Origin of the sequence: Paenibacillus sp. YIM B09110 (assembly GCF_037167145.1) — a bacterium.
Taxonomy (GTDB): domain Bacteria; phylum Bacillota; class Bacilli; order Paenibacillales; family Paenibacillaceae; genus Pristimantibacillus.
On sequence record NZ_JBANSP010000006.1, the window covers coordinates 140,309 to 166,297 of the forward strand.

At 51.5% G+C, this 25,989-nt stretch carries 23 protein-coding genes; 6 read left to right on the forward strand and 17 right to left on the reverse strand.

Annotated features, from left to right (window positions below; translation table 11 throughout):
- Positions 1–27: 27 nt before the first annotated feature.
- From V8F51_RS11515 to V8F51_RS11575, 13 genes are all read right to left on the reverse strand, one after another.
- The gene (locus V8F51_RS11515) at positions 28–936 is read right to left on the reverse strand and encodes an ATP-binding cassette domain-containing protein (protein WP_337100373.1); all 909 of its coding nucleotides are present in this window, start codon (positions 934–936) and stop codon (positions 28–30) included.
- Entirely contained in the window at positions 885–1,688 is an 804-nt protein-coding gene (gene ssuC, locus V8F51_RS11520; RefSeq protein WP_337100374.1) for an aliphatic sulfonate ABC transporter permease SsuC, read from the reverse strand. The genes V8F51_RS11515 and ssuC overlap by 52 nt, the downstream gene beginning before the upstream one ends.
- Before the next feature lie 14 nt (positions 1,689–1,702).
- Positions 1,703–2,845, reverse strand: a complete 1,143-nt coding sequence (gene ssuD, locus V8F51_RS11525) for an FMNH2-dependent alkanesulfonate monooxygenase (protein WP_337100535.1) — start codon at positions 2,843–2,845, stop codon at positions 1,703–1,705.
- Between the two features lie 25 nt (positions 2,846–2,870).
- Positions 2,871–3,857 carry a sulfonate ABC transporter substrate-binding protein gene (locus tag V8F51_RS11530; RefSeq protein ID WP_337100375.1) on the reverse strand — a complete coding sequence of 329 codons (987 nt, stop codon included), beginning with the start codon at positions 3,855–3,857 and terminating at the stop codon, positions 2,871–2,873.
- A 383-nt stretch (positions 3,858–4,240) separates the two neighbouring features.
- The gene (locus V8F51_RS11535) at positions 4,241–4,450 is read right to left on the reverse strand and encodes a hypothetical protein (protein WP_337100376.1); all 210 of its coding nucleotides are present in this window, start codon (positions 4,448–4,450) and stop codon (positions 4,241–4,243) included.
- Positions 4,451–4,517: 67 nt separating this feature from the next.
- The gene (locus V8F51_RS11540) at positions 4,518–5,579 is read right to left on the reverse strand and encodes a glycoside hydrolase family 76 protein (RefSeq protein ID WP_337100377.1); all 1,062 of its coding nucleotides are present in this window, start codon (positions 5,577–5,579) and stop codon (positions 4,518–4,520) included.
- Positions 5,579–6,658, reverse strand: a complete 1,080-nt coding sequence (locus V8F51_RS11545; protein ID WP_337100378.1) for a glycoside hydrolase family 76 protein — start codon at positions 6,656–6,658, stop codon at positions 5,579–5,581. Before V8F51_RS11545 ends, V8F51_RS11540 begins: the two co-directional genes overlap by 1 nt.
- A complete protein-coding gene (locus tag V8F51_RS11550; protein WP_337100379.1) occupies positions 6,655–7,812 on the reverse strand; it encodes a glycoside hydrolase family 76 protein in 1,158 nt (385 codons plus the stop codon). Before V8F51_RS11550 ends, V8F51_RS11545 begins: the two co-directional genes overlap by 4 nt.
- A 15-nt stretch (positions 7,813–7,827) precedes the next feature.
- A complete protein-coding gene (locus tag V8F51_RS11555) occupies positions 7,828–8,715 on the reverse strand; it encodes a carbohydrate ABC transporter permease (RefSeq protein WP_337100380.1) in 888 nt (295 codons plus the stop codon).
- Between the two features lie 12 nt (positions 8,716–8,727).
- Positions 8,728–9,615: a carbohydrate ABC transporter permease gene (locus V8F51_RS11560; RefSeq protein ID WP_337100381.1), complete on the reverse strand. Its 888-nt coding sequence runs from the start codon at positions 9,613–9,615 to the stop codon at positions 8,728–8,730.
- A 67-nt stretch (positions 9,616–9,682) separates the two neighbouring features.
- Entirely contained in the window at positions 9,683–10,996 is a 1,314-nt protein-coding gene (locus V8F51_RS11565; RefSeq protein WP_337100382.1) for an ABC transporter substrate-binding protein, read from the reverse strand.
- Between the two features lie 86 nt (positions 10,997–11,082).
- Complete coding sequence (locus V8F51_RS11570) at positions 11,083–12,375, reverse strand: glycoside hydrolase family 125 protein (protein ID WP_337100536.1); 1,293 nt, start codon at positions 12,373–12,375, stop codon at positions 11,083–11,085.
- 183 nt (positions 12,376–12,558) lie between these two features.
- A complete protein-coding gene (locus tag V8F51_RS11575; protein ID WP_337100383.1) occupies positions 12,559–13,749 on the reverse strand; it encodes a GntR family transcriptional regulator in 1,191 nt (396 codons plus the stop codon).
- A 208-nt stretch (positions 13,750–13,957) separates the two neighbouring features.
- Between V8F51_RS11575 and V8F51_RS11580 the strand changes: the two genes are divergently transcribed.
- Together V8F51_RS11580 and V8F51_RS11585 are read left to right on the forward strand one after the other, a co-directional pair.
- Positions 13,958–14,764, forward strand: coding sequence for an alpha/beta fold hydrolase (locus V8F51_RS11580; protein WP_337100384.1), 807 nt, complete (start codon positions 13,958–13,960; stop codon positions 14,762–14,764).
- Positions 14,765–14,788: 24 nt separating this feature from the next.
- Entirely contained in the window at positions 14,789–15,772 is a 984-nt protein-coding gene (locus V8F51_RS11585; protein WP_337100385.1) for a sensor domain-containing diguanylate cyclase, read from the forward strand.
- Between the two features lie 197 nt (positions 15,773–15,969).
- Here the strand turns inward: V8F51_RS11585 and V8F51_RS11590 are convergent, their stop codons facing one another.
- Positions 15,970–17,250, reverse strand: a complete 1,281-nt coding sequence (locus V8F51_RS11590) for an adenylosuccinate synthase (RefSeq protein WP_337100537.1) — start codon at positions 17,248–17,250, stop codon at positions 15,970–15,972.
- Positions 17,251–17,371: 121 nt separating this feature from the next.
- Between V8F51_RS11590 and V8F51_RS11595 the strand changes: the two genes are divergently transcribed.
- Positions 17,372–18,262, forward strand: a complete 891-nt coding sequence (locus V8F51_RS11595; RefSeq protein ID WP_337100386.1) for a LysR family transcriptional regulator — start codon at positions 17,372–17,374, stop codon at positions 18,260–18,262.
- Here V8F51_RS11595 and V8F51_RS11600 read toward each other — a convergent pair.
- A complete protein-coding gene (locus V8F51_RS11600; protein WP_337100387.1) occupies positions 18,259–18,408 on the reverse strand; it encodes a hypothetical protein in 150 nt (49 codons plus the stop codon). The two genes, V8F51_RS11595 and V8F51_RS11600, sit on opposite strands and share 4 nt — an antisense overlap.
- A gap of 94 nt (positions 18,409–18,502) precedes the next feature.
- Between V8F51_RS11600 and V8F51_RS11605 the strand changes: the two genes are divergently transcribed.
- The 3 genes from V8F51_RS11605 to V8F51_RS11615 all read left to right on the forward strand — a co-directional run bounded on the left by V8F51_RS11605 (position 18,503) and on the right by V8F51_RS11615 (position 22,054).
- On the forward strand, positions 18,503–18,721 hold the full coding sequence (locus tag V8F51_RS11605; RefSeq protein WP_337100388.1) for a hypothetical protein: 219 nt from the start codon (positions 18,503–18,505) through the stop codon (positions 18,719–18,721).
- A gap of 175 nt (positions 18,722–18,896) precedes the next feature.
- Positions 18,897–21,452 (forward strand): leucine-rich repeat domain-containing protein, encoded by a 2,556-nt coding sequence (locus tag V8F51_RS11610; protein WP_337100389.1) that lies wholly within the window; start codon positions 18,897–18,899, stop codon positions 21,450–21,452.
- Positions 21,453–21,493: 41 nt separating this feature from the next.
- Complete coding sequence (locus V8F51_RS11615; protein ID WP_337100390.1) at positions 21,494–22,054, forward strand: GNAT family N-acetyltransferase; 561 nt, start codon at positions 21,494–21,496, stop codon at positions 22,052–22,054.
- Between the two features lie 68 nt (positions 22,055–22,122).
- Here the strand turns inward: V8F51_RS11615 and V8F51_RS11620 are convergent, their stop codons facing one another.
- Both V8F51_RS11620 and V8F51_RS11625 read right to left on the reverse strand, forming a co-directional pair.
- Positions 22,123–23,901, reverse strand: a complete 1,779-nt coding sequence (locus tag V8F51_RS11620) for a glycerophosphodiester phosphodiesterase (RefSeq protein WP_337100391.1) — start codon at positions 23,899–23,901, stop codon at positions 22,123–22,125.
- 175 nt (positions 23,902–24,076) lie between these two features.
- A complete protein-coding gene (locus V8F51_RS11625) occupies positions 24,077–25,912 on the reverse strand; it encodes an ABC transporter substrate-binding protein (protein ID WP_337100392.1) in 1,836 nt (611 codons plus the stop codon).
- Between the last annotated feature and the right edge of the window lie 77 nt (positions 25,913–25,989).

Consider the following 25,989-nt stretch of genomic DNA (forward strand, 5'->3'; position numbering starts at 1 on the left):
CTCGATCTTCCGACTTCATTAGATAGATTAGATGTCAAAGACAGATTCGCTCTGATCTATGACAGACTGCTCAGCCGGCGTAAGCACCCGGTCGAGAATCAACTTCTCGAAATGCGCGAATCCGCTGTCCTTCACCCGCGGGCGGGCAAGCGTAATCGGAATATCGAGTGCCACTTGCCCCTCATCGATCAGAATGACGCGGTCTGCCAGAGCAACCGCTTCGCTGACATCATGGGTGACAAGAACAGCCGTGAAACCGCGTGTCTGCCATAACCGTTCAATCAGCCGCTGCATGTCAATTCGGGTCAACGCATCCAGCGCGCCTAAAGGCTCATCGAACAGCAGCAAATGAGGATGGCCTACTAACGCTCTCGCAAGCGCAACGCGCTGGCGCTGACCGCCGGATAGGACCGATGGCCACTCCTTAGCCCGATCGCCAAGTCCGACTAGTTGAAGCGCGGCATAGGCCTTCCGCTCCGCGTCCGCCGACTTGTCTCCTGCCAGTCCAATCTTCACATTATCAAGAACGGTCTGCCAAGGCAGCAGCCTTGCATCTTGAAACATAAACCTCGTATCTTGGTTAATGCCGGATACCGGTTCATCCTGTCTCGTCAGCGACCCGGAGGAGATTTCGTCCAGGCCGGCGAGCAGCCTTAGCAGCGTACTCTTGCCGCAGCCGCTTCGGCCGACAATCGCAATGAACTTGCCCGGTTCGATCGATAGATTAAGGTTGCTTAATACCTTTTTCTCGCCGAACCGTTTGAATACGTCTTTCAGATCGATCGATACGCCGTTTACCGCAGTTGCTTCGCCGGAAGCAGTCGGAGCAACCGCTGAGGGTTGCTTACTCGTAGCAGCCTGGGATTTTTGCACCGTCTCCCTCTCTAGTTCGAGCTCTTCGACTGCGGCGCTGCTTTTGCGAAATGGGGATGCCATTGCAGCCATCTCCTCTCCAGCCACTTGGCCATTAAATCCGAAAGCTTACCCAGCAAAGCATACAAGATAATCGCAAGTACGACGACATCCAATTGGAAAAACTCACGTGCATTCATCGCCATATAACCGATGCCGGAATCAGCCGCGATCGTCTCTGCGACAATGAGCGTCAGCCACATGATGCCGAGCGCAAAGCGAAGACCCACGAGAATCGAAGGCATCGCTCCAGGCAAAATCACTCGGCGATAGAGCTGCCATCTGTTTAGTCCGTAAACATTGCCCATCTCGATAAGGCCAGTATCGACGGATCTGATCCCGTGAAGCGTGTTTAGATAAATCGGGAACATAACGCCGAGCGCGACTAGAAATATTTTCGCCGTTTCACCAATCCCGAACCAGGCAATGACGAGCGGAATCATGGCGAGATGGGGGACATTTCGAATCATCTGCAGCGTCGAATCCGTTAGCTTGTCGGATAATCCGATGACACCGTTCAATAATCCAAGAACGAACCCAATACCCGCTCCAATTACGAAACCAATTGCCGCTCTCCATGTGCTAACGGCGAGCGCCTCAATAAGCTTTCCATTAGCCAGCAGCTCGAACGCGGCTCTGACGACCTGGTCCGGCGACGGCAATGTTCGCGTGGAGATCACGCCAGCACTGCTTAACACTTGCCATACAACTACAATGAGTACGGGTATATACCACGGCAACGCGATCGTTGTGAACTTGCGAGCAGAATGTCTCATTTTAACCCTCTCCATTAATGAGCCGAGGCTCTAGGTGTAGGTTTGACAACATTCGCAATAATTTCGCCAAAAGGACTAATAGACGTCGGACCGGGTATTGGCTTCTGATCCAGCGACAATAATGGAAACAGAAGCTCTGCCACCCGATAAGCTTCCTCTAGATGCGGATAACCGGAGAAAATAAACGTTTCGATCCCGAGCGCCTCATATTCACGCATCCGTTCCGCGACAATCTCCGGACTGCCGACGAGCGCAGTACCCGCCCCGCCGCGGACAAGCCCGATTCCCGCCCATAGGTTAGGGCTAATCTCTAGCTGCTCGCGGCTGCCTTCATGCAGCTTCGCCATCCGCTGCTGACCCACCGAGTCGAAGCGGCTGAAGATGCGCTGCGCTTCGGCTATCGTCTGATCGTCGACGTGCTGGATCAGTTTATCTGCCGCTTGCCATGCCTCCTCCTCCGTCTCCCTTACGATAACGTGCAGCCGGATGCCGAACTTGAGCGTGCGGCCTTGGGCTTCCGCAAGCTTCCGCATCTCTGCGATCTTGGCAGCAACGTCGGCTGGCGGCTCTCCCCAGGTCAAGTACACATCAACCTGCTCCGCCGCGATTCCCTGCGCTACCTCCGAGGAACCTCCGAACCAGAGCGGCGGATACGGCTGCTGAATCGGCGGATACAGGACATGGCCGCCCTTCACATGCAGATAGTCGCCTTCGAAATCCACATTCTCACCCGAAAGCTCCCTCCGCCATATTTGGAGAAACTCGCTTGTGAGGTGGTATCGGTCCGTATGGTTCAGGAATAGTCCATCACCGGCCAATTCAACCGGGTCCCCTCCTGCTACCACGTTAATGAGCAGCCTGCCGCCGGATATGCGATCCAGCGATGCGGCCATTCGAGCCGCTAGCGTTGGCGACATCAAGCCTGGACGAACGGCAACGAGAAACTTCAGGCGTCTCGTTGCCGGTACAAGCGAGGACGCAATAATCCAAGGATCCTCGCAAGAAGTACCGGTCGGAAGCAATACACCTTCATAGCCAAGTCGATCTGCGGCAACAGCGATCTGTTGCATGTAATCGGCATCTACAGCACGCGCGCCTTGGCTCGTGCCGAGATAGCGACCATCTCCATGCGTAGGTATAAACCAGAATACATTCATCATAATCACCTTCACCTTTTATTTGTTATTTAAGAATGGCATCGTTAATGTCTAGTTTCTCTGGAATTAGTTCCAGATTGAAGAACGTATCGGCAATTGCCTGCTGCGCCTTAATCAGCTCTTCATCGATCGGCTGCACGCCGTAATTGCGACGGCCTGCCGCCAGCAGCAGCGACTCTACATCGATGCCAAGCTGCGGCGACAGCTTCTCAGCCAGCTCCTGCGGATGATCCTTCGACCAAGCATCGATTTTGTCCGCTTCCTCTAGGAGAATGTCAACGATATCCGGATATTTCTCCGCAAACGTACGAGTGGCTAGATAAAATTCATGATTCGATACGACATCCTTGCCGTCAGCTAATATCGTTCCGCCTGTTGCCGTCTGTGCTGCCGCGAGGAACGGATCCCAGATGACCCAAGCGTCTACACTGCCCTTCTCGAACGCAGCCCGTGCATCTGCCGGCGGCAGAAACTTGACTTCAACATCCTTGTAATCGACTCCTGCCTTCTCGAGCTGCTTCACGAGCAGGTAATGCACGTTAGAGCCTTTGTTCAATACGACCGTCTTGCCCTTCAGATCAGCAACCGACTTGATCGGCGAATCCTTCGGAACGATAATGCCCTCGCTCTGCGGACTAGCCGGTTCATGCGCCAAGTAGACGAGCGGCGCGCCTGCAGCCTGCGCGAAGATCGGCGGCGCTTCTCCCGTATGTCCCAGATCGAGACTGCCTACATTAAGCGCTTCGAGCAATTGAGGCCCTCCGGGAAACTCAATCCATTCGATCTTAATGTTGCGCTCCTCGCTCAAGCGCTTATCAAGCGCTCCGTCTGCCTTCAAAATGTTAATCGTTCCGTACTTCTGATAACCGATCTTGATCGTAATATCTCTAGTCTCCTTGCCCGATGCCCCTTCACTTGCTTTCTCTCCGTTATTGCCGCATGCCGTCACCACCATCGTTAATGCAAGCAATGCCGCCGCCACAAACTTAGAAGTCCCCCACTTTTTTTTCATCATCCAAAACCCCTCTCGTATTCGTTTCTAATCGAATCGTTATAAATAGACAAAGGTCTCCCCACCCGCACCTTCAGTGCGATTAGAGAGACCTCCGGTGGTCCGGTAGCGTCAAATATATAATTAATCCGATGAGTTAACTTGTATTTAACGAAATGATAACATTGACATAAATTGGCGTCAAGAACTTTTTTTTCACTAAATGCTTACATATCCTATATCTCGACTATTTGTTGTATTAGCGGAGCAGTTTGCTCAAAAAGCGCCTCCCTCTACCCCCATCCGTTGCACCTTCCGAAAGCACTGCGAGTATCAGCAAAAAACTTTCCGCCTGCTCTATGACGAGAGAGGCGAAAAGTTCGGCGACTACTAGAAACAGCTATTCAATTCAGCCGATCGCTTTCTGCGAAAATATTGCTAAGGAACAAGTACAATCTGAGTGCTTTGTCGCGATCGAGCACAATCGCATTCTCAGCGGTAAGGTTATTGTCGTCGCCGATGGTTGCGGCAATAATCCGTATTTCGCCAGTCTCTTTGTCGTAGGTCAAGACCGTCTCTACTCTATCTCCATGCGTGCGTGTCGTGGAATCCATATAATCGCAATCCTCCTCTTTCATTTCGGTATACACTATACCTATTCGAAGAGTACTAGATTTACGCCTATTGTTTCGCTAACTTCGCCATCGCCTCGAGGAGCATCATGCCGCTTAGCTGGACGCTCAATTGAATCGGCAGCAACGGAGGGGTCGACCACGACGGGCCGCACAGTTTCAACTCACGATTAAGCCCCTGATCCCGCAGCGATGCGGCATTCGCTTCAATGACTCCGATGATGGCATCGCGTTCTGCCTGCGGAGCTATCTCAGCCATCTGTATGAGGTAACGAATCAAGATGCCTTTGAACAAGCCCGTGTCGTCAATGCCTTCATCCGGCAGCAGCAGCGTCCCGGCATCGCAAAGCTCCGCAAAGCAGGCTCTCGTCGTACGGCAAGCATCCTGCAAGTACGTCTCTTCGCGCGTTGCCAAATATAACTCCACACCCGCTCCGATGAAGACGCCTTGGCAATAGGTAAACTTCCAATCCTTGTCGATTCGTCCGTCGCCAAGCCGGTTCATCCCGTCCCACACGAAACCGCTCGCGGGGTCTACCAAGTTATCGCGATTCCACTTATAGATTCGCTCCGCCCAAGCAAGGTCTTCTGCCTTGCCATAGGCATGATACAGCCTGGCGGCCAGAATGGCGGCAGGCGCGTTGGCCGGGGTGTTTTTGTAATCGAGCTGATCCTTCTTCCACGCCATGCCTCCTCCCATATGACCGTTCCAAGCCGTCTTGATATCCTCCCATAGCTCCAGCACACTTGCCAAATACGGTTCTTCACCAGTTGCTTCATAAGCCCGCAATAGGGCGAGTGCCGTCCACTCCATATCGTCGTAGTAGTTATGCTTGAAGGTGTGGCCATTATAGACGCGAACCCCTTCTGCCAGCTTGCTCAGCAGCTCCCTGTAGCCCGCTTCTCCCGTTCGCTCCAAGCCGTCAATTAGAACATCCATGACATGCGCCTGCCACCAATAATAGAAGTTCTCTTCCCCGAAAGCTTTGACAGGCGGGTACCATTGATTCATCATCGCTAACTCATCGTTCCAGTACCGGTCTCTCAAGGCAGCCTGCGCCTCATTCGCCAAGTCATTCCAGGCCGAAACCAATGGATCGGACAATCCCATTAGGCGAGCGCCTCCTCCCCAATAAGACCGGCAGCGTTCAGTCTCGTCGCCGCCTCGAGCAGCATCGCCGCGCTAAGCTGGACGCTCAGCGTTACAACGCCCTCCGGCTTCGCCGACCAGTCCGGCGAGAACAGCACCGGCTCGCCCGCTTTGCCCTGCTCCCACAATAGCTTGGCGTTAGCGGCTAATGTATCGGCAACCGTCTGCTCCCCTCCGCGGCTCTCAAGCGCAAGCTCCGTCAAGTAGCGGACGTAGATGCCCTTGAACAACCCGCCGTCGCCCGTTTCCTCATCCGGCAGCAGCTTCGTCGATGGGTGCGCAAGCTCGGCAAGGGATGCCGAAGCGGAACGCGACGCATCGGCCAAATACCGATCATCGCTCGTGATCCGGTATAATTCAACCGCAGCTCCGATGAACACGCCTTGGCAATACGTGAACTTCCAATGCTTATCGATCTGCCCGTCGCCGAGTCGATTCATCCCATCCCAGACGAAGCCGGTGGCCGGATCTACGAGATTGGCTTTCTGCCATTCGTAAATTTTCACGGCCCATGCCAAATCCGATTCCGATCCGAACGCTTGATGCAGCCGCGCGGCGAGGATTGCCGCCGGAGCGTTCGCCGGCGTATTTTTATAATCAAGCTGCGACTTCTGCCAAGCGATGCCGCCTCCCATATGCTCATTCCAGCCTGTCTTGATATCTTCCCAAAGCAGGAGCGCGGCTTCCTTGTACTTCGCGGCTCCCGTGGCTTGATACGCGCGCAGCCATGCAAGCGCCATCCATTCCATGTCATCGTACAGCTCATTCGGCCATACGCCGCCGTTGCGTGCCAGCAACCCATCGAAAAATACGCTCAGCCTCTCTGCATACGCCTCTTGGCCCGTTCGAAGATAACCATCCGTCAGTACGTCCGCTGCATGCGCCATCCACCAGTAATGAAAGATGGTATTGCATGCGCCGTCCGGACACGGCGTCTCAATATTGTACATCCCTATCGATTCGTTCCAAAATAATCCTCCCAGCGCTGCCTGCGCATCATCCGCCCGATTCTCCCAAATCCCATGCTCTGCCTGATTCATTTCTCTCTCTCCTCCAGTCGCGCCCGTTGCTCCAACAGCATAACGGCGCTAAGTTGCGTGCTAAGTTGTACAGCTTTCTCGGGTGTTTGCGCCCACGAATTACTGAAGCGTGCCTTCTCGCTATCCTTGCCATAATCCCATATGCTTGCCGCATTGGTCTCCAGCAGCTCTATCCACGCCTCCGACTCGTCGTCCACCTGAATGAGCTCTCCTAAATAACGAACGAATATACCTTTGAACAATCCACCGTCGCCGTCGCCTTCCGAAGGCAGCATGCCCGTAGCCGGACTGGTGAGTTCGTTAATTGCAGCCGCAGCTGTTCTCCTCGCATCCTGCAAGTAACGTTCATCGCCCGTCGCCTTGTACAGCTCGACGCCCGCGCCGATATAGACGCCTTGACCGTAAGTAAACATCCAATCTTTATCGACTAGCCCGTCTCCTTGCCGATTAATACCGTCCCACACAAATCCGGTATCGGGATCGACTAACGTCTCCTTCTGCCATTCATAGATGCGAGTCGCGAAGTCCAGCTCTTCCTTATCATTCGTATGCTCATATAATCTCGTTGCCAAAATAGCCGCAGGCGCGTTCGCAGGCGTATTCTTATAATCGGGCTGCTCCTTGCGCCAAGCGATGCCGCCGCCCTGCTCCTCGTTCCAGCCGGTCTGGATATCCTCCCACAGCAGCTTCGCAACCTCCATGTATCTCTCATCCTGCGTCGCATCGTAGGCGCGAAGCCAGGCAAGCGCCATCCATTCCATATCGTCGTAATAATCGTTCGGATAGACGCCGGCATTCCGCTCCGCAATGCCGTCATACATTCCGCTTAGCAGCTTCGCGTATCGCTCATCGCCTGTACGTTCATACCCGTCAACCAGCACGTCAACGGCATGCGCTTGCCACCAGTAGTTGAACGGATCTGTACATAATTGCGCGATGCACGGAGAGACATTGTCATACAACCCCCGGCTCTCATTCCAGAACGAATCCGCCAGCTCCGCTTGCGCGAGATCGGCCCTCTCCTGCCATACGCCATCCGCGGCTCCTCCGCCGAACGGCTTCCATACTCCCGCCGCCCATAGGCTTCCTCCAGCTAGCAGAACGACCAGAACAAGACAGGATGAGGTTAGGAGAACAACTTTCCGTGAACCCATAGCCGTGTTATCCCCCTATCCCTTGATTCCGCTGAACGCGATCCCTTGAATGAAGTAACGCTGCAGCAGCAGGAACATAATGAGTATCGGAAAAATAGCGACAAGCGCCCCCGCCATCATCGGCCCGTAATCGGTCTGATAGTTGTACGAGAAAGCCTGCAGCCCCATCTGGATCGTCGCTTTGGCGGGATCGTTAAGAACGATCATCGGCCATAAGAAGCTGTTCCAGCCAGCTTGGAAGGTGAAGATGCCGAGCGTAGCCAAGGCGGGTTTCGTCAGCGGCAGGTAAATGCGCCAAAATATCCTGAACTCGCCAGCCCCTTCAATGCGCGCCATTTCCATCATGTCGCTTGGCAGCGTAAGGAAAAACTGCCTCATGAAGAACACCGCAAACGAACCGGACGCACCAGGCAAAATAATGCCCCAGAACGAATTCAGCAGCCCGTTGCCTCCGGCGCCGAACAAGTCGTTGCCGCCGAACAACGGCAGATGCTTCAGCACGTAGACGCTCGGTATCATCGTAACGATGCCCGGAATCATCATGGCGGCCAGCAGCACGCGGAACAAAGGCTGACGCAGCTTGAACTTCAGCTTCGCGAACGCGAAGCCCGCCAGCGACCCGAAAAACAAATTCATAAGCACGCCAGATACGGCGAGAATGAGCGAGTTCGAGAAAAACAACCCAAAGGGTACAGTCGTGAACGCTTTGACATAATGCTCAAACGTAATGTCCGTCGGGAACCACTTGATCGGCATCGAGAATATATCCGAATCCGGCTTGATCGACGTCAGGACGCTCCAATAGAAAGGCAGGAACATGACGACCGCAATACCGATACAAAGGATGTAATAAGCGAGCTTGCGGACCACTCGCAGGGTTGCCGTGCTTCCGATGGTATCCATCGCTTCTCCTCCTTATACGACAGACTCTTCTGCCTTGCTGATTTTCATGTTAATAAGCGAGAAAATAAGGATAGCCACGGCAAGCACGAATGCCTGCGCCGAAGCGTAACCCATCTGAAGCTGATTGAATCCTTGCTGATAGATCAGATAGACAGGCGTCTTCGTGACGTTCGCTGGACCACCCTGCGTCAATACGAATGCCTGATCGAACAACTGCAGCGCTCCGATGATGGACATCGTGCTGACGAGGAAAGTTGTCGGTCTAAGCTGCGGCCATGTAATGTAGCGAAAGCTATCCCATTTCGTAGCGCCGTCCAGCTTGGCCGATTCGTATAAGTATTCCGGCACGCCTTGCAGCCCTGCCAAATAAATAATCATGTTCGAGCCGACGGATTGCCATAACGTCAGCATAATGATCGACATCATCGCCGTTTCGGTCTGCGCTACCCATGCAGGACCGGTTATGCCGATAGAAGACAGCAGCCCGTTGACGAGCCCGTATTCGGGATGAAGCAGCCATATCCATACGGTAGCCGCAGCCACCGCGGATGTTAAGGTCGGCAAATAATTAAGCGTCCGGAACAGCTTAACGCCTCGCCAAGCGCGATTCATCAGCATCGCAAGCGACAACGAGATCATGATGTTCAGCGGAACGAATATGACGGAGTAGATAAGTACGTTTTTGAAAGTCGTCCATAACAAAGTATCATCAATCAGCCGTTTGTAGTTGTCGAGGCCTACCCAGTCTTTTTTGCTAATGACGTCATAATTCGTAAAGCTAAGATAAAGCGCCATGAAGACGGGAATGACCGTGAATACGATGAACAGCAGCATCGTTGGCGTAATGAATAGATAAGCCGTCCGCGCTTGATGCCGTTCAAGCTTTTTCATGGAAGCCATGGGGAATACCTCCTTCTTGGCGGAACGAAGAAAGGGAGGACCTCCTCCCCCTCATCTTCCACGCCGATTATTTCACTTCGTTATCCTTGAGGAGCTTATCACCCTGCGACTGCGCTTTGGACAGCGTATCCTCAATACTTTGCTTGTTTTGTTGAAGCAGCTGCAGGTTCGGCGTCAATGCATCGCCCTCCATGACGGAGTAACCCGGATGCTGCGGACGAATCTTCGCGAACTCCAACGTTTCTAAGATTGGCTTCCAGAACGGATCGTCTTGGAAGAACGGATCTTCAAGCGCCGGCTTGAAGCCCGGGATGTTGAAGCTTGTTTTCGCCCATAGCAGCGCATTGTCTTTGTTCGCCGTCCACCACTTGATGAACTCCCAAGCTTCCGCTTGATGTTTGGAGCCCTCCGGAATAACGAGACCGAAGCCGCCCATGACGCTTCCCTTGTCGCCATTCGGTCCCGCAGGAGGCGGCACGATGCCGAAGTCGAGATCTTTGCCGTATTTCTTGTAGGTGCTCAGCATCCATGGTCCTGTATACTGCATCGCCAGCTTGCCTGTTACGAAAGCGTCCGTGCCTTCGCCAAGCCCTTGCTCAAAGCCGACTTTGTACACTTTATCCTTGTTCAGCAAGCGATCCCACAGCTCTAGCACTTGCTTCCCTTGCTCATTGTTGAAGTTCGTCTTGCCGTCCTCCGTGAGCATTTGGCCGCCCGCTTGCTGCAGATACATGTTGAACAGACCGTTATCCCCTAGGGAGAAGCCCGATACTTCAAGCTTGTTGCCGTTCCACTTGGTCAGCTTTGCCGCGGCAGCTTCAAGCTCCGCCCATGTCGTAGGCGGCTCAACGCCCGCTTCCGCTAGAAGCTTTTTATTGTAAAATAAAGCGCGAGCATCGACCGTTAGAGGCAACCCGTATAATTTATCTCCATATGAGAGCTCTTTGAGTGATTCCTCGTAAAATTCGCCGCGAGCCAGACCGTCCTTCTCCATGAATTCGTCGATCGGATGCAGGACGTTCTTCGGCGCATACAACGATGTGCGCCATCTATCCCAGAACAGAATGTCCGGCGAGCCGCCGGAAGTCGCTGCCGTTAGAAATTTCGTAATCATATCCTGCTGCAGCACGTACTTGACCTTGATCTTGTCTTGCGATTTGTTGAACGCGTCAACCATCGTCTCGAACTGGATCTGTCCTTCGCCGCCCCAGTCGCCCCAGAACGTTAACTCCACCGCGCCTTTGCTTCCGCTGTCTCCTGCCGGCTTCTCTGTCTCATTGCCGCTTCCCGAATTGTTGGAACCTGCGTTATTGCCGCTGCAGCCGGCAAGCATGGCCGTCGTTGCCAAAGCGATCGTCCCCATCTTGAACCACTTCTTCATTAGAACTAGCCTCCCTTGAATCTCTAATGGTTTTCGTTCTCTCATTTATTTATGTTATAAGAGGATTGCTCCCCGTCTAACCGTCGTTACTTGCGTACGCGCACACCGCATACGTCAAGCACAAGCTCGCAAAACATCATGTTTGCCCACGAGAACCAAGGCCGGGTATAGGCATCCGGGTCATCCGCATGAAATCCTTCATGCATGAAGCCCGTTCCGGCATCGGTATGCGCCATAAGATCGAGCAGTCTTTCCTTCTCTGCTTGCGCCTTAGCCGTTAATCCCTGCATCGCCAGCGCTATCGGCCATATGTATCTGTCCGGCGTATGCGGACTTCCTATGCCTGACGCGGCCGTCCCCTCATAGTAGTAAGGGTTACTCGCGCTTAGGACAAACCTGCGCGTTTTTTCATAGATAGGATCGTCCGCCGAGGTATAACCGATGTATGGAATAGACAGCAAGCTTGGAACGTTGGCGTCATCCATCAAGTTGTATTGACCGAGGCCGTCCGTTTCGTAAGCGTAAATCGTACCGAACGACGGGTGCTCCACCTTGGCGTATTGTTCAATCCCGTGATGGATCTCGCCGGCAAGCCTCTCAGCGCGTTCCGCCAGCGCATTGTCATTCATCACTTGCCGCGCGATCTCCGCCAACTGGCGAAGAGAAACGACAGCGAACATGTTGGATGGAATCAAGTATCCGAATTGGCAAGCATCGTCGCTTGGCCGAAATCCCGACCAGGTCATTCCCGTTAAAGCAACCGGCGTCCCTCTGCCTTCATGCGGAAGCGTATCGGAGGCCGGACATCCGAATCGTTCGAACGAATATTTGGAAGCGTTCTCATGTTTCTGTTCAAGCGTCCACAGCTTTAGGATTTCCTCTGCCCCATTCCGGAAAGACTGCCCGAATTGGGAGGTTCGGTCCGTGTTTTTCCATAACAGGTAGCTCAATTGAATCGGATAACATAAGGAATCGATCTCGTATTTGCGCTCCCATATCCAAGGGGTCATCTTCGTCTTATCCCCATGATGTCCCTTGCCGCTTGCCTCTTCATTGAAAGCATTCGCATACGGATCGTGAATTACGTACCGGAATTGCCTTTCGACCAGACCTTCGATCATATCGGCAATCTCCTCGTCGCCAGCTGCAGCGAGCAGAAACGGCCGTACTTGAGCAGTTGAATCACGCAGCCACATAGCTGGTATATCACCTGTTATAACGAATGTGGTGCCATCCTCCTCGCGTCTGATGGTTGTATTCCACGTATTGGATAAGCATTGCTCGAACATGGCCGCAATCCGCTCGCGATGCGGCAACTTCTCCCTTACGGTTGCAACTAAAGCCTTCACCGATTCGGGCAACCGCTTGTCGGTCGTCATCTCCACCCTTGCTCCTCCGTTCTGCACTGTATAATAAACCGCTTTCATGTAGTTAGTATATTAGTATGTTAATGGTATGTCAATAACTGATTTTTTATTGTGAATTAGTATGCTAATATATTAATGCAGTTAAAAAGAAAACCCCCACCGCGATGCGATGAGGGTTTAGCAATCAATCTCTGTCTATATCCGGTTAGGCGCCTCGCCTGTAGATTGCCCAATAACAAGCTTGGCATCCAAGGTGACTTTGTTATTGGTGACCGCTTGCCCCTCCTTGATCCTAAGGACATGCTCAATCGCCAGCCTCCCCATCTCCTCTTCGTTCTGCCGCATATGCGTGAACGCATAGGTTCCTCCGAGATCGGTAGGCGGACTGTCGAAGCAAATAACGGAAATATGCTGCGGAATGCGCATGCCTAACCGCTCGATTGCCGCTCTGGCCAACAGCGCGATATTGTACTCAATAGCGAATACAGCCGTAATGGATGGATTGTTGCGCAGATGCTCCATCAGCCTCAGCACGTCACGCTCAACATTATCGTCATCGCGGAAGGAATCGGGCAGCGTAGAGAACAAATCGGCTACCCACAGCTCCTTGTCCACCATAATGCCTTGCTCGGCATGCGCCTGAATGAAGCCCTCGATTCGGTCCTCAACGGCCGACGTATCCGTTGGCGGAGGACAGAGGAATGCGATATGCCGATGGCCGAGACCGAATAAATACTCGGTCGCCACGCGGGCTGCCGTCACGTTGTCCGTGCTGATAGAAGCCGCGGCAACCCCTTTCAGATGGCGATCGACGAGCACAAGCGGAAACTTGGCAATAACCAGCTTCAGAATCTCCGCATTGAAATATTCGCCCTGTGCCGGGAACACGATTAGTCCGTCTACGCCCATCTTGAGCAGCTTCTGTATTGATTCTTCTTCATTGTCGGGAATGCCGAACGAACGACGCAGCACCAGGAAACAGTCATTATCCCTGGATGCCTGTTCCATGCCGTAGATCAAGCCCGTTCCATAGCTGTTGCCGAAGTCAGTGATGACAAGCCCGATCGTCGTGTAATCGTTCCTATTCGCGGCGCTGCCCGCGTTTCTCGGCTGTTGGCTTGCAGAAGGTTCGGAATCTGCAGCCCCCGTCTCTCCAGACGGATCCAGCACGAACGAGCCTCGGCCGGGTATTCTGACGATAAGCTTCTCGCCAGCCAGCATCTCAAGCGCTTTCTTGCTCGTAATTCGACTGACGCTGTACTCATCGGCCAGTTCTTTCTCAGACGGTATTCGTTCGCCCGCCCCGTACTCTTTGCTTAATATTTGGTTTTTCACCGTTTCAAAAATTTTCTCATACATCGGCTTCGATGAAGTGTCGTTCGCCATTCCTATACCTCCAAACTCCCTGTCCTGCTCTCGTTTTTCCTTATATATTAGTTTTATCACATAATGATATATCATGCTATATTATTTTTAAAATTGACGGTTATGCCGATAAATCTAGTGGACATGAATAGAGAATCTTCTCCATTATTCGCGTTTTTCCGCTATAATGTGAGAGAAAGCAACCACCTCAGGAAAGAGGGAGACTACTATGACTTTAGATGTTCTCGTACGTAACAATGTGAAAGTATTAGGAGAAGGAAGCCGAACCATCGTGTTTGCCCACGGCTTTGGCTGCGACCAACACATGTGGCGCTATATCGTCCCCGCCTTTGAACAAAATTATCGCGTCGTCCTGTTCGATTATGTGGGCTCGGGCAAATCTCAAATTGATTATTACGATTCGACCAAATATAGCGATTTGCAAGGCTATGCCCAAGATGTATTGGACATTATGGATAGGCTTGAGCTGCGAGATACGATCTTCGTCGGCCATTCCGTAAGCGGCATGATCGGCATGTTAGCTTCCATCCGGAATCCTGAATATTTTGAGCGAATCGTCATGCTTGGACCTTCCCCTCGCTATGTCAACGACCTGCCCGATTATTATGGAGGTTTCGAACGCAGCGATATTGATGAATTGCTGAACATGATGCAGCTGAACTTCATTGGTTGGGCTAGCTACTTAGCACCCATCGTGATGCAAAATCCGGAACGGAGTGAGTTGTCAGAAGAGCTGGAGCAGAGCTTCTGCTCGAGAGACCCTCATATTGCCCGGCAGTTCGCGGAAGTAACCTTCCTCTCCGATTGCCGTACCCAGCTTGAGCTCGCTTCGATTCCGTCACTTATTCTCCAGTGCGCGGACGACAGCATCTCCCCGGTAGAAGTAGGCAATTACTTGCATGCACATTTGAAGAACAGCACACTTATGCTAATGACCGCTAGAGGCCATTACCCTCAATTGAGCCATCCCGAGGAAACGATACAGTTTCTTGCGCAATATTTGGAAAGTGCGTAGCGGAATACGTGGAGGATCGCATATATGGATATACAATTAGAAATGGCCCCTTGCGGCTATTTCTCAATCTTGGATACAGGAATCGTTCAATCCGTTAATCAAACGCTGCTGGACATGCTCCTGCTCGAACGGGAAGCGCTGGTCGGCCGCCATATTGAAACAGCGATGTCTGTCACGAACAAGCTTTTCTTTCATACCTACTTCTACCCCTACATTCAGATTAATGGGCATGTGGATGAAATGTACGTATCTTTCCGCACGAGCGACAACCAGGAAGTACCCGTGCTGCTGAACGGCGTTCGCCAAGAGCGTGACGGACAGGTTGTCATCGATTGCGTTGTCGTTATCATGCGCAAGCGGATTGAGCACGAGAAGGACGTTCTGCAGACAAAGGAGAAGCTGGAGCAGCTATACCAAGCGACCAGCGAGGCGAACAAGCAGCTCGAGCGGCTGCATGAGGAGTACGAGCTTAAGCAGCAAGAGCTATTGCGCATCAACCATGAGCTCGAAGTCAAGGCGACGACCGATCCGCTGACCGGGCTGCGGAACCGCCGATACTTCCAAGAGAGCCTGCAGAAGCTCATCGCTGAATATCAAGAGACACGGGTGCCGTTATCGCTTCTCATTATCGACATCGATCATTTTAAACATATTAACGATACATACGGCCACCCGGTTGGCGACTTGGTGCTGTCGGGTTTGGCTCGTCTGTTGCAGCGTTTATCGCGCGAAGGGGATGTTGTGGCCCGTTTTGGCGGCGAGGAATTCGTAGCCCTTTTGCCGGGCGTGGAGCAAGACGAAGCGATTGTTATCGCGGACAATATTTGCCGTACGGTTTCTAAGACCCCTATGGACAATTACCAGATCACCATTAGCATCGGCATATCGACCGTAACGGATACAGATACCGAGCAAACGTTGCTCCATCAAGCCGACTTGGCTCTCTATCAGTCCAAAGCTGGCGGAAGAAACCGCGTGACGCATGCCGCACATTCAGCAGCGAGCTAGCCTCGTTCATGAGGAGCAACTAGGAAGCGCGAGCTAGTAGAATTAACGGGAAATTATCCCGTTATAAATAGAGATATTGCACTTCACATTCAAATAGCTGGAATTACTCCCGTTAATACAGGCCTGATTGCGATAAACTCGTATAATCAGTCTAATTAACGGGAGTTTCTTCATCTATTATCCCGCGCCTGCGTCCCTTAGCGAATAATAACCTGTTCCCGCCCTGGGCCGATGGAAACTGTCGTAACCTTAACCCCGATGTTCTCCTCGATAAATAGAACGTACGCTTTAGCCGCTTCCGGCAACTCTTCGAAGCTCCGTACGCCCGATAGATCACTTCTCCAGCCTGCCAAATGCTGCAGAATTGGCTTCGCCCCTTGCAGCTTGCCCGTAGACGGGAACTTGTCTGTAACTGTACCGTCTTCCAACTCGTATGCCGTACACACAGGAATCGTATCGAGGTAGCCAAGCACATCGAGATTAGTAAGTGCCGCCTCTGTAGCCCCTTGTATCATACAGCCGTACCTTGTAGCAACGACATCAAACCATCCCATGCGCCTCGGACGTCCTGTCGTTACGCCATATTCTCCTGCGTCGCCGCCGCGGCGTCTGAGCTCGTCCGCTTCCTCTCCCTCAATCTCGGATATGAAAGGACCTGCCCCGGCACAGCTGGAGTAAGCCTTAACGACGGCGATCACGTCCGTAACGGCTCGAGTAGGAATACCGCTGCCGACCGGACCGTAGCCCGCGATGGTCGAGGACGAGGTGGAATACGGATAAATGCCGTGATCGGGATCGCGAAGCGCGCCGAGCTGCCCCTCCAGCAGGATGTGCTCCCCATTCCTGCAAGCTTCCTGCAGCATGTCCGTCGTATCGCAGACGAAGGGTCGAATCCATTCCGCATCCTGCTGCAAGCCGGCCAGCAACACTTCTATTTCAACGGGCTCACGTCCATATAAATGCTGGAGCAGTATGTTTTTCGCGGCTAAGGATTGCTCAAGCTTCTCCCGTAATTTAACCGGTTCAAATAGGTCAGCAACCTGGATACCCAGCTTCGCGAACTTATCCGCATAGAAAGGCGCTATACCACGTTTCGTCGAGCCGAATCCTCGCAGCCCTAGCCGCTCCTCCTCCAGCTCGTCGAACAGCCGATGAACGGAAAGCACAACCTGCGCCCGCTCCGATACATGCAGGCTTGGTTTCGGCACGCCTCGCCCGATAAGCGCTTCGTACTCTTCCCTCAACTTGCCAATATCCAGCGCAACTCCCGGCCCTAGCACGTTATGGACTCCAGGGTAGAACACCCCGGAAGGCAGCATATGCAGCGCAAATTTTCCGTAGTGGTTAATAATCGTATGCCCCGCGTTGCTGCCGCCCTGATACCGGACGACGTACCCGGATTGCGCCGCTAACATGTCCGTAATTTTCCCTTTCCCTTCGTCTCCCCAGTTAGCACCTACGATTGCCGTTACCGCCATGGAATCCGCCTCCGCCGCGTCACCGACGCGCTTGTATTTGGTTACATCCCCCATTATAATTACGCTTATTACATAAATAAAATTAATATTAGTAATATCTGATATAAGGTGAGGTAATGATATGGACGTTAATTTGGAATGGTATCGCGTATTCTACCGGGTCGCTAAGACTGGCAGCTTAACTGCGGCAGCGGAAAAACTTCATATTACGCAACCGGCGGTGAGCCATACCATTAAACAATTAGAGGAGCGAATGGGAGGGGCTTTATTCTTCCGTACGTCCAAGGGCGTAAAGCTTACAACCGAAGGTGATGTTCTGCTTCGGTATATCGAACAAGCTTTCCTGAATATCGAGAGCGGTGAACGCGCCATTGCGGAGATGAATCAGCTTCATAGCGGAGAAATTCATATCGGAGCGAGCGATACGCTGTGCAACTATTATTTGTTGCCGTATCTGGAGCAATTCCATGAGAGACATCCCCATATCCGCATTCATATCACGAATCGGACGACGCCGGAGACGCTGTCGCTGCTTAGACAAGGGAAAATCGACTTCGGCATTGTCGGCTCGCCCGCTCCGGATAAGCAAATCCATTTTCACAGAACCGCAATGATTCACGATTGTCTCGTAGCCGGCAAAGGCTACGAACATTTGGCAGGCACACCTCTCAGCTTGGATAACATAGGCCAGTATCCATTGCTGATGCTTGAACCCGGCTCAAGCACACGGACCTATATCGATGAATTTGCAGGGGCGAATGGCATAAGGCTTAGCCCCGAGATTGAGCTCGGCAGCATCGATCTGCTTGTCCAGTTCGCTCTTCGCGGCTTCGGACTAGCATTCGTTATTCGCGAGTTCGTTCAAGAACGGCTAGAGCGTTGCGAGCTCGTCGAGCTGCCGCTCCTTCCGTCGCTGCCTGAGCGAAGCATTGGCGTCGCTTCACTCCACGGCGTGCCGCTTTCGTCTGCTTCGAAAGCGTTCCTTGCATTATTGCCGAGCTATGATTCTTAATTGAAAAGCTTGTAATTCATAACTGTTGCATCCAGATCGCCGCTTGCCGATCTCGCGTAAAGCGGGATGATTCCAGCTATATGATTCGCGACCTGCTGCTCGACGGCGTCGTCCATGTCGCCCTTCGCTGCGACCCGCCCGATCACCCGAAGGTAGCGAGAATACTTCCACTCTCCAAGCTACTGTCATATCGAATTGGGATCTCCGTTTCCAGCCTTGCAGACGGATCACTCAGCCATAATGCTGACCATCCTGCTCCAAGGATCCGTATTCGGCTTCTTGCCGAAGTCTATTGCCCAGCCGTTTCTCGATGCGCGTAAGCTTTTTGTTCTTCGTAATGATTTTGCCACTCTGACCCTTCGGTTATATGCAAGTTATCTGACTGATAAAGCCAATGATACCAGTGTAAAATCAGCACTAGAGCTGCTCGGCGTACACGGGGCAGACAGCTTTATCTAGCAAAAGCATGGTAGACGACCTATCCAATTATTAGTATAATTGTCATGGTAATATTTAACTATACTAATAAAATTGGAAGGAATGTTACAAATTGCAGATGCTCTTTTACAACAACTTTAAAGCTTGGAAAATCACTTTAATCGCAGCCCTACTTTTCTCCTTGCTGCCAAGTATAATGCAAGCGCCAACAGCGTCGGCGGCAGCAATCAATCCGAATACCGCCTATGCGGACAAGCTGAACCAGCTCGGCCTATTCGCCGGTACGAACAAGGGCTACGAGCTCGATCGCGCGCCGACAAGGCTCGAAGGAATTGTCATTCTCATTCGCCTGCTCGGCAAAGAGAAAGAAGCTCAAAGCTTAAGCGGCAATGCTGTTCCATTCGGCGACGTGCCGAAGTGGGGCGCCGGCTATGTCAATTACGCCTTTAACAACAAGATTACTCAAGGCATCGACAGCAAGCGGTTCGGCTCCTCCGATGCAATAAGCGCTCTCCAATATACAACGCTTGTGTTGCGAGTGCTAGGCTATCAGGATAGCAAAGGCGACTTCACTTACCAAGAAGCGCTGAACAAAGCAGCCTCCATCGGACTGATCGAAGCCTCCCTGCGCGACAATCTGAAGACTGCAAAGTTTCTTCGCGGACACGCTGTGCTCATCTCATATAACGCGCTGAAGCAGAAGCTTAAGGGACAGACGACAACATTGGCCCAGAAGCTGGTCAAGGACGGTGTCATTACGCAAGAGACAGCTACAAATGCCGGACTATTCGATACGGGATCCTCCACTGCTGGCGACAAAACGGCGGTTGCCTTTCCCGACAAGGGGCTGGAGCAAGTCGTCCGCGCCGCCATCAACAAGCCGACCGGAACGATTTATCGTTCCGATGTCAGCAGCTTAACTACGCTGGAAAGCTACGGCGTCACACATAACCGAATCCGTTCCTTAACCGGAATCGGAGCACTTGAGAAACTTAGTACACTCAAATTAAACGACAATCTCATTACAGATTTAAAGCCGCTCACGGCGCTTCGTGAACTGAAGACGCTGAATCTGAGCCTTAACAGTATTCAGGACATATCTCCATTAAGCTCCATGCATTCTTTAGAGGAACTCTATGTAGGTGAGAATTTCATCACGAGTATCAACAATATCGCTCCACTGACCGGACTAAAGAGCTTGTCCGTAAGCAACAACGTAATTAACAGCTTGGACGCTCTTGAACCGCTTCAGGAGCTCAGTTATCTAGATATCAGCGGAAACGCCGTATCTAACATTAGCGTTATAAACAAAATGCCTTCTCTTAAGACGGTATCTCTCGATGGAAATCCGGTAGCCGATGTATCTCCTATGAAGGGAAGAGTTCATCAAGGTTACGATACGCTTGACACGATTCAGAAGTTAGGAATCAAGGCTCGCGAAATTATTCAAGCAACGATTAAGTCCGGCATGTCCGATCTGGAGAAGGAAGAGGCGATTCATGATTTTGTTACCGGACATGTCACCTATGACGATAAATATTTCAGTTATAATATCCCTACCGTGTCAAGACCTAACGATTCTTACGGTGCACTAATCGAGCAATATGCAATATGCGATGGATATGCCCGTTCGATGAAATTGCTTGGGGGGATGGCTGGATTAGAAATCTTCTATGTCAACGGCTGGTCGGGCATAGGACATGCTTGGAATCTCATTCGGCTGGATGGCCAGCTCTACCACGTTGACGCTACCTGGGACGATCCGGAAGACTTATGGGGCGGAGCATTGCCGGATACGCCGATGGCGGAACAAATCTATATGAACCACCAAAGAAGTCATTTCAACATGTCCCAGACGGAACGCCTGAAAGAAGTCCATTGGGATTTCGAGCGTTATCCAACAGCTAAGGTCGACCCGCCCGCAGCAAGCGATTATCAAGTGAAATTGACAATGAACGCAGAATCTCCGCTTAAAAGCGATATGATCGTAGGGGTAAAGCTTTATTTAAGCTATATGGATGGCGAAGTAGACACAGGCTTCTCTATAGAGCAGCTCGTCACGTTCCCGTACAATCAAGAGAAAGTAGACTTGACGATTGACATTCCTTCCTACGTCCCCGTGAACAGCGGAACGGTAACCTACACGCTTGACTATTATCTCTATCATGTTGATGATGGCTTCGGAGTGGAGGAAACGAATTTCCTGCACAAAGACATCGGTCTAGTCTTCACTTCGAATAAACAGGGTATTTTACAGCCAGACGCGCATTTATACTTCACATTGCTCAAGAAAGGCAGCAAAGGCGTTACATTCAATCAAGCGGCCGCGCAAGGCAAAGAGGATCAATATGTGCTGGACGGCTCCATGTTCGCCATTAAGCTTTTAACTTTGCCGTACAACCCGCCTTGGTACGAGCATCAAGTTGTCAACACGAAAGCCGTGACGCTTCCGCCTTATAGCGCCATCTATGTATCCGAGCTCTATATCGGCAAGCAGTTCGAAGCAACGTCGAATAAATATCAATATGGCGACTCGCTGCTCATTGCCAACCATACCTCCCAAGCTAAAGTATATAAGCCGGGAGAGCTTCTCTACACGATCAAGACCGGTGATAAAACGATGAATAGAATCGCAGATGCTTACGTTCGTCTCTCTATGTTCGAAGGAGACTTTAACGACCAAGACTATATGATGGAGCACATTACGCACAGAGTGATTTTCCAGGATCAATGGGTCAACGTACCGGAGTAAATCATAATAACGAAGCTTTAACTTGAACGGGAGGGATAGCTTTGATACTTACACTACAGACGGATCGTTTGCTGCTGCGGCCCTTCGAAGAGGCCGACGCCAAGCAAGTACAGCTGCTGGCAGGTGACAAAGACGTAGCCAGCACAACGCTGGCCATCCCTCACCCCTACCCCGATGGAGCCGCGGAGCAATGGATTGAAGCTGCTCGGCAAGCTTCCGATCAGGGAGACCGTTATGTCTTCGCCATCGTTCGTCAAGAAGATCATGTACTGCTTGGCAATATGACCCTCGGCATTACGAAGCATCATAATCGGGCGGAGCTTGCTTACTGGATGGGTAAGCCGTACTGGGGACAAGGTTACGCAACGGAGGCGGCACGCAGAGTTGTGCAGTTCGGTTTCGAAGAGCTGGCGTTGAACCGTATCCACGCCGCCGCCATGACGAGAAATCCCGCATCCTATAACGTAATGATAAAGGCCGGCATGAAATATGAAGGCACTTTCCCGCAGCATATTATGAAATGGAACCAATATGAGGATCTCGTCTTTTATGGCATGAATAAGTCGGAATGGAGCCTGCTCCGTCTCAACGCCGACCAATAGCGAACAAAAGAACCGCAAGCCTCTTATGGAGAGCTGCGGTTCTTTTTAATAATACCCTATTTCATCAATTACAGGTTAAGCTCGACGATCGATTGGGCGCGAACCGGGTAATCGGTTATGATCCCGTCGATTTGGAACTTGAGCACTTCCTTCATATTGCCCCTGCTGTTCACCGTCCAAATCCATATCTCTCGCCCTGCGCCATGCACCCGCTCGACGAGCTGCTCCGTCAGCATGACTTTCTCAATCGTATAGAAATCAACGTCCAGTGCCGACAAGTCGCCTAACGCAAAATATAAGATTTGCCCGATCTTAATATCGGGTGCAATCGCTCGAATTTGCTGCAAGGTATGGCTATCGAACGATTGAATATAGACATCCTCTTCCATGCCAAAATATTTCACGAGACCTACGACACTTCTCACCAGTTCCTCGCTCGGACCGTAAGGCTTCAGATCCAGCAGCAGCTTAATACGCCCCTGCCCCTCGGCGAGCGCTTCGCTTAGTGTCGGAATATGAATAGCTTCCCCATTCTCGTCTTTGCCGATCACAATATCGCTCAGCTCCACATAGGTAAGCTCGGATATACGCCTCTCCACGCCAGACACTCGCTTCAGATTGTAATCATGATTCAGAACCGGCACCCCGTCCTTCGTCAGTTGCACGTCGATCTCTACCGATTGGATGCCTTTATCAATCGCCGATGTAATCGATGGCATTGAGTTTTCCGGCGCGTCCTCCGTGTCCCCTCGATGGGCCGAGATGAGCACGCTCCACTTAGCATAGACGAGATTATCGTTTGCCTTGAACCCTAGAAATAATGCCAAACCTAAGTAAATAGCGGCGGCAGCCAAATAAATCAATCTTGTCCTGCTTGGCCCCTTCTTCCGCATATACGAAGATATTTGTTCTTCCAACCTCCCCAGCCGACTCCGATATACGCGAACTTTATCCAGCGGCATCACGCCCTTAGTACGCCCGAAAGAATAGAACAGCCGGGTCAGAAAAATCATATTAATCGGTAAGAGCAACAGCGTCAGCATATACGTGAGAATAGTGGAAACCGTAAGCGAATAATGGGCGGTGAACACCTTCAGCACATCAATATCAAGCCAGGAAGGCATCAACGAAAGCGAGCGTATCGACACAAAGCCCAATCCAAAGATAGCCGCGTTCAGCAAAAACAACGAGAAGAAAAGCTGCAGCCTTCTCCCCCTTGTCAGCACGAGACTGCTTCGAATCGCCTCCGTAATGGTCTTGCCTTCCAGCATCATGAAATGCAGTACGAATATCCAGCGCAGCACCGTGTACAAAGCAGCCAGGAGCACTAGGATGTAAACAAAGGTCATTATGAATGAGGCCGACAGCACTTTGCTGCGTAGAAAAATCGGCACGTTGAACAGCGCGTAAAACGACGCGGACAGCGGCGAGTCGATGAACGGGATCAGAACAAGCAGGAAGACGAACAACTGCACGATACCGAAACCGAACAAGCGCGGCGTCTGGCGAAGCGTCGTCAGAAAGGCGTCCATAATCGCTACTTCTCTGCCGAAGTACCTCTGCTGCACCATAATGATAAGTACGCATAGTTCAATGAATAAAGCGAAGGACGCGACGAGTCCAATCAGAATCAGTCCAAGAACGCCTTCATAGCTGAAGCCCAGCCGATAAACCTCGCCGTTGAGCAGCGAGCCTGAGCCCACGACCATCAGTATCCGGTTGAAAATAAACGTAATAACGGGAATGATGACCGAACTCGTCAGCAGCATATATAAATATTCGAAAAGAAGCAATTTCGGGTACGAGGAGCGAAAATCACGAATGCTTTTGCCCAGCATCCTCATCATAGCCATTCATCCTATCTATGTAAAAGATGGTCGACGATCAAGCGCCCACTTCTTAAATTATAGCTGTTAAACAACTATTTTACACGATTAGGCTTCATTATAACTCAGATAAAGGGTTGAAAATGGATAAAAAAGGCCGAGATACCAGCTACTGCGGGTATCTCAGCCTCACTAATTATTTTTTAAACTGGGTGATCTGCTCCACCAGTTCGTCAACGCCTTGCTCGACTCTGTAAGGTCCATAATTCCATTTATCACGTGAAACGTTAATGATGTGATTGCTCTTAATGGCAGGTACAGCTTGATAGAGCGGCTCACTGAACAACTCCTTAAGAGGCCCCATCTCTTCTTCCGTCATTTGCGTGAAGAAGTAGTCAGCCGGACGATCGACCAGCGCCTCCAATGACAGCTCCGCGCCGCCATCCGCGTATTGATTGAATTGCTCTGGCATCTGGAAGCCTAGATCCTCGTAGATTAGCTTGCCGAGCGTGCCGCCTTTTCCCCCTAGCAGCAGCATCCCATCGTACACGATAAACGATACTGCGGTTGAGCCAGGCTCAATATTCATATCGATCTTCTCACGCGCCAGCTCTAGCTTCTCCTCGAACTTGGTAATCCACGCTTCCGCTTCCTGCTTTCGATTCATAATATCGCCCATCGTGCGAAGCGTGTTGATGACATCCGGGTCTCCGCCCCAAGCTACGGCAATGGTCGGAGCTATCTTCTGGTACTTATCGAACGTTGCTGCATCATGGTAATCCGGCATAATAATGATATCAGGCTGCAGCGAGACAATGGCTTCTTCATTACCCGTCCCTTCTCCAATGCTCGTGATATCCTTCATCTCATCGGGGTACTGATCCAACGTACCTTGATCAGCGCCAACCGGTTTCAATCCGAGCGGCAGCAGATAACCGCCGTATGTAACGATAACCGCATGCTCCGGCTGCACGGGTATTTCCACTTCCCGTCCCAACGCGTCCGTGTACTTTCGAGTTTCTAGAACAGCCTTCTCCTCATTCCCCGCCGCACCGCCGCATGCGGCCAGCAGCAGCGATAGGCTGAATAGCAGCGTTACTGCGAAAGAAGGTTTAAAGCTTGCTTTCATTTCATCCACACCCCAACTATTTTGTTGATAATGATTATCACTATTAACAATATAGTCTGCCCTTACTTGGGGAACAATGAACGATTCGGGTGTAAATTTTGGACGATTTGAACTTTTTATTGCGAGGCAATGCATTTTGAATTGCGCGGGCGTTATCCCGATCTGTTTCTTGAACAGACGGCTGAAATAATACATATCCGTATAACCGACACTGTCAGCAATATCGCGGATAGGTATGCTGCCTTCGGCGAGCAAAGATTTTGCTCTATTCATCCGAGACCGCACAAGAAATTCGAGCGGGCTGCAGCCGTATTTGCGCCTGAAAATTCGTGATAAGTAGTGGCTGCTATAATGGAATCTACCCACCAGCGTCTCCATAGAAATAGATTCCCGATAATGCTCCTTCAAATAGTCGGCAATCTGCTCAGACAGCTCGGGAGCTGCTACCTCTGCCCCTTCCAGCTGCAATTGTCGGAATTGCTCGTGGACGAACTGATAGAACATTCCAGTTGCAAGCAGACGGTTCATCTCGCCGCCCTGCTGCATCTGCCGATGCATAGGCTCCAGCAACTCGCGGATTAACCAAGGCTGCCTTGAACGATAGCAATAATATTGTTCGAATGGCGCTGGCTTATATAAGAGCAAATAGTAGTCAAATGTTTGGTCGAAGGAGCTGATATGCAAACTCGCGCCCTTTCCCCCATGAATAAGCTTATCTTGGGGTTGCAATACTTCATTACCGTCCAAGATCAACTTTCCATTGCCCTGATTAACAAAAATAAAGGCATTGGCCGGCAAACAATACGATTGCAGCTTCTCCCCAGGCAGCATCACAATATGGCGAATATCGAGCAGTTTCACCTGCGTTTGATTCCACGCTTTGACCATTGTCGGCCATTCCATAAGTACACCTCAACACCTATCATTGTTCGGTAAGGGCAAGGAGAACAAAAAATCACCACACGGACAACCAGCTCCTT

Coding starts and splice junctions, on each gene's coding strand:
- V8F51_RS11515 (WP_337100373.1), bottom strand. CDS start 936: ATGGCATCCCCATTTCGCAAAAGCAGCGCCGCAGTCGAAGAGCTCGAA.
- ssuC (WP_337100374.1), bottom strand. CDS start 1,688: ATGAGACATTCTGCTCGCAAGTTCACAACGATCGCGTTGCCGTGGTAT.
- ssuD (WP_337100535.1), bottom strand. CDS start 2,845: ATGAATGTATTCTGGTTTATACCTACGCATGGAGATGGTCGCTATCTC.
- V8F51_RS11530 (WP_337100375.1), bottom strand. CDS start 3,857: ATGAAAAAAAAGTGGGGGACTTCTAAGTTTGTGGCGGCGGCATTGCTT.
- V8F51_RS11535 (WP_337100376.1), bottom strand. CDS start 4,450: ATGGATTCCACGACACGCACGCATGGAGATAGAGTAGAGACGGTCTTG.
- V8F51_RS11540 (WP_337100377.1), bottom strand. CDS start 5,579: ATGGGATTGTCCGATCCATTGGTTTCGGCCTGGAATGACTTGGCGAAT.
- V8F51_RS11545 (WP_337100378.1), bottom strand. CDS start 6,658: ATGAATCAGGCAGAGCATGGGATTTGGGAGAATCGGGCGGATGATGCG.
- V8F51_RS11550 (WP_337100379.1), bottom strand. CDS start 7,812: ATGGGTTCACGGAAAGTTGTTCTCCTAACCTCATCCTGTCTTGTTCTG.
- V8F51_RS11555 (WP_337100380.1), bottom strand. CDS start 8,715: ATGGATACCATCGGAAGCACGGCAACCCTGCGAGTGGTCCGCAAGCTC.
- V8F51_RS11560 (WP_337100381.1), bottom strand. CDS start 9,615: ATGGCTTCCATGAAAAAGCTTGAACGGCATCAAGCGCGGACGGCTTAT.
- V8F51_RS11565 (WP_337100382.1), bottom strand. CDS start 10,996: ATGAAGAAGTGGTTCAAGATGGGGACGATCGCTTTGGCAACGACGGCC.
- V8F51_RS11570 (WP_337100536.1), bottom strand. CDS start 12,375: ATGACGACCGACAAGCGGTTGCCCGAATCGGTGAAGGCTTTAGTTGCA.
- V8F51_RS11575 (WP_337100383.1), bottom strand. CDS start 13,749: ATGGCGAACGACACTTCATCGAAGCCGATGTATGAGAAAATTTTTGAA.
- V8F51_RS11580 (WP_337100384.1), top strand. CDS start 13,958: ATGACTTTAGATGTTCTCGTACGTAACAATGTGAAAGTATTAGGAGAA.
- V8F51_RS11585 (WP_337100385.1), top strand. CDS start 14,789: ATGGATATACAATTAGAAATGGCCCCTTGCGGCTATTTCTCAATCTTG.
- V8F51_RS11590 (WP_337100537.1), bottom strand. CDS start 17,250: ATGGCGGTAACGGCAATCGTAGGTGCTAACTGGGGAGACGAAGGGAAA.
- V8F51_RS11595 (WP_337100386.1), top strand. CDS start 17,372: ATGGACGTTAATTTGGAATGGTATCGCGTATTCTACCGGGTCGCTAAG.
- V8F51_RS11605 (WP_337100388.1), top strand. CDS start 18,503: ATGCTGACCATCCTGCTCCAAGGATCCGTATTCGGCTTCTTGCCGAAG.
- V8F51_RS11610 (WP_337100389.1), top strand. CDS start 18,897: ATGCAAGCGCCAACAGCGTCGGCGGCAGCAATCAATCCGAATACCGCC.
- V8F51_RS11620 (WP_337100391.1), bottom strand. CDS start 23,901: ATGATGAGGATGCTGGGCAAAAGCATTCGTGATTTTCGCTCCTCGTAC.
- V8F51_RS11625 (WP_337100392.1), bottom strand. CDS start 25,912: ATGGAATGGCCGACAATGGTCAAAGCGTGGAATCAAACGCAGGTGAAA.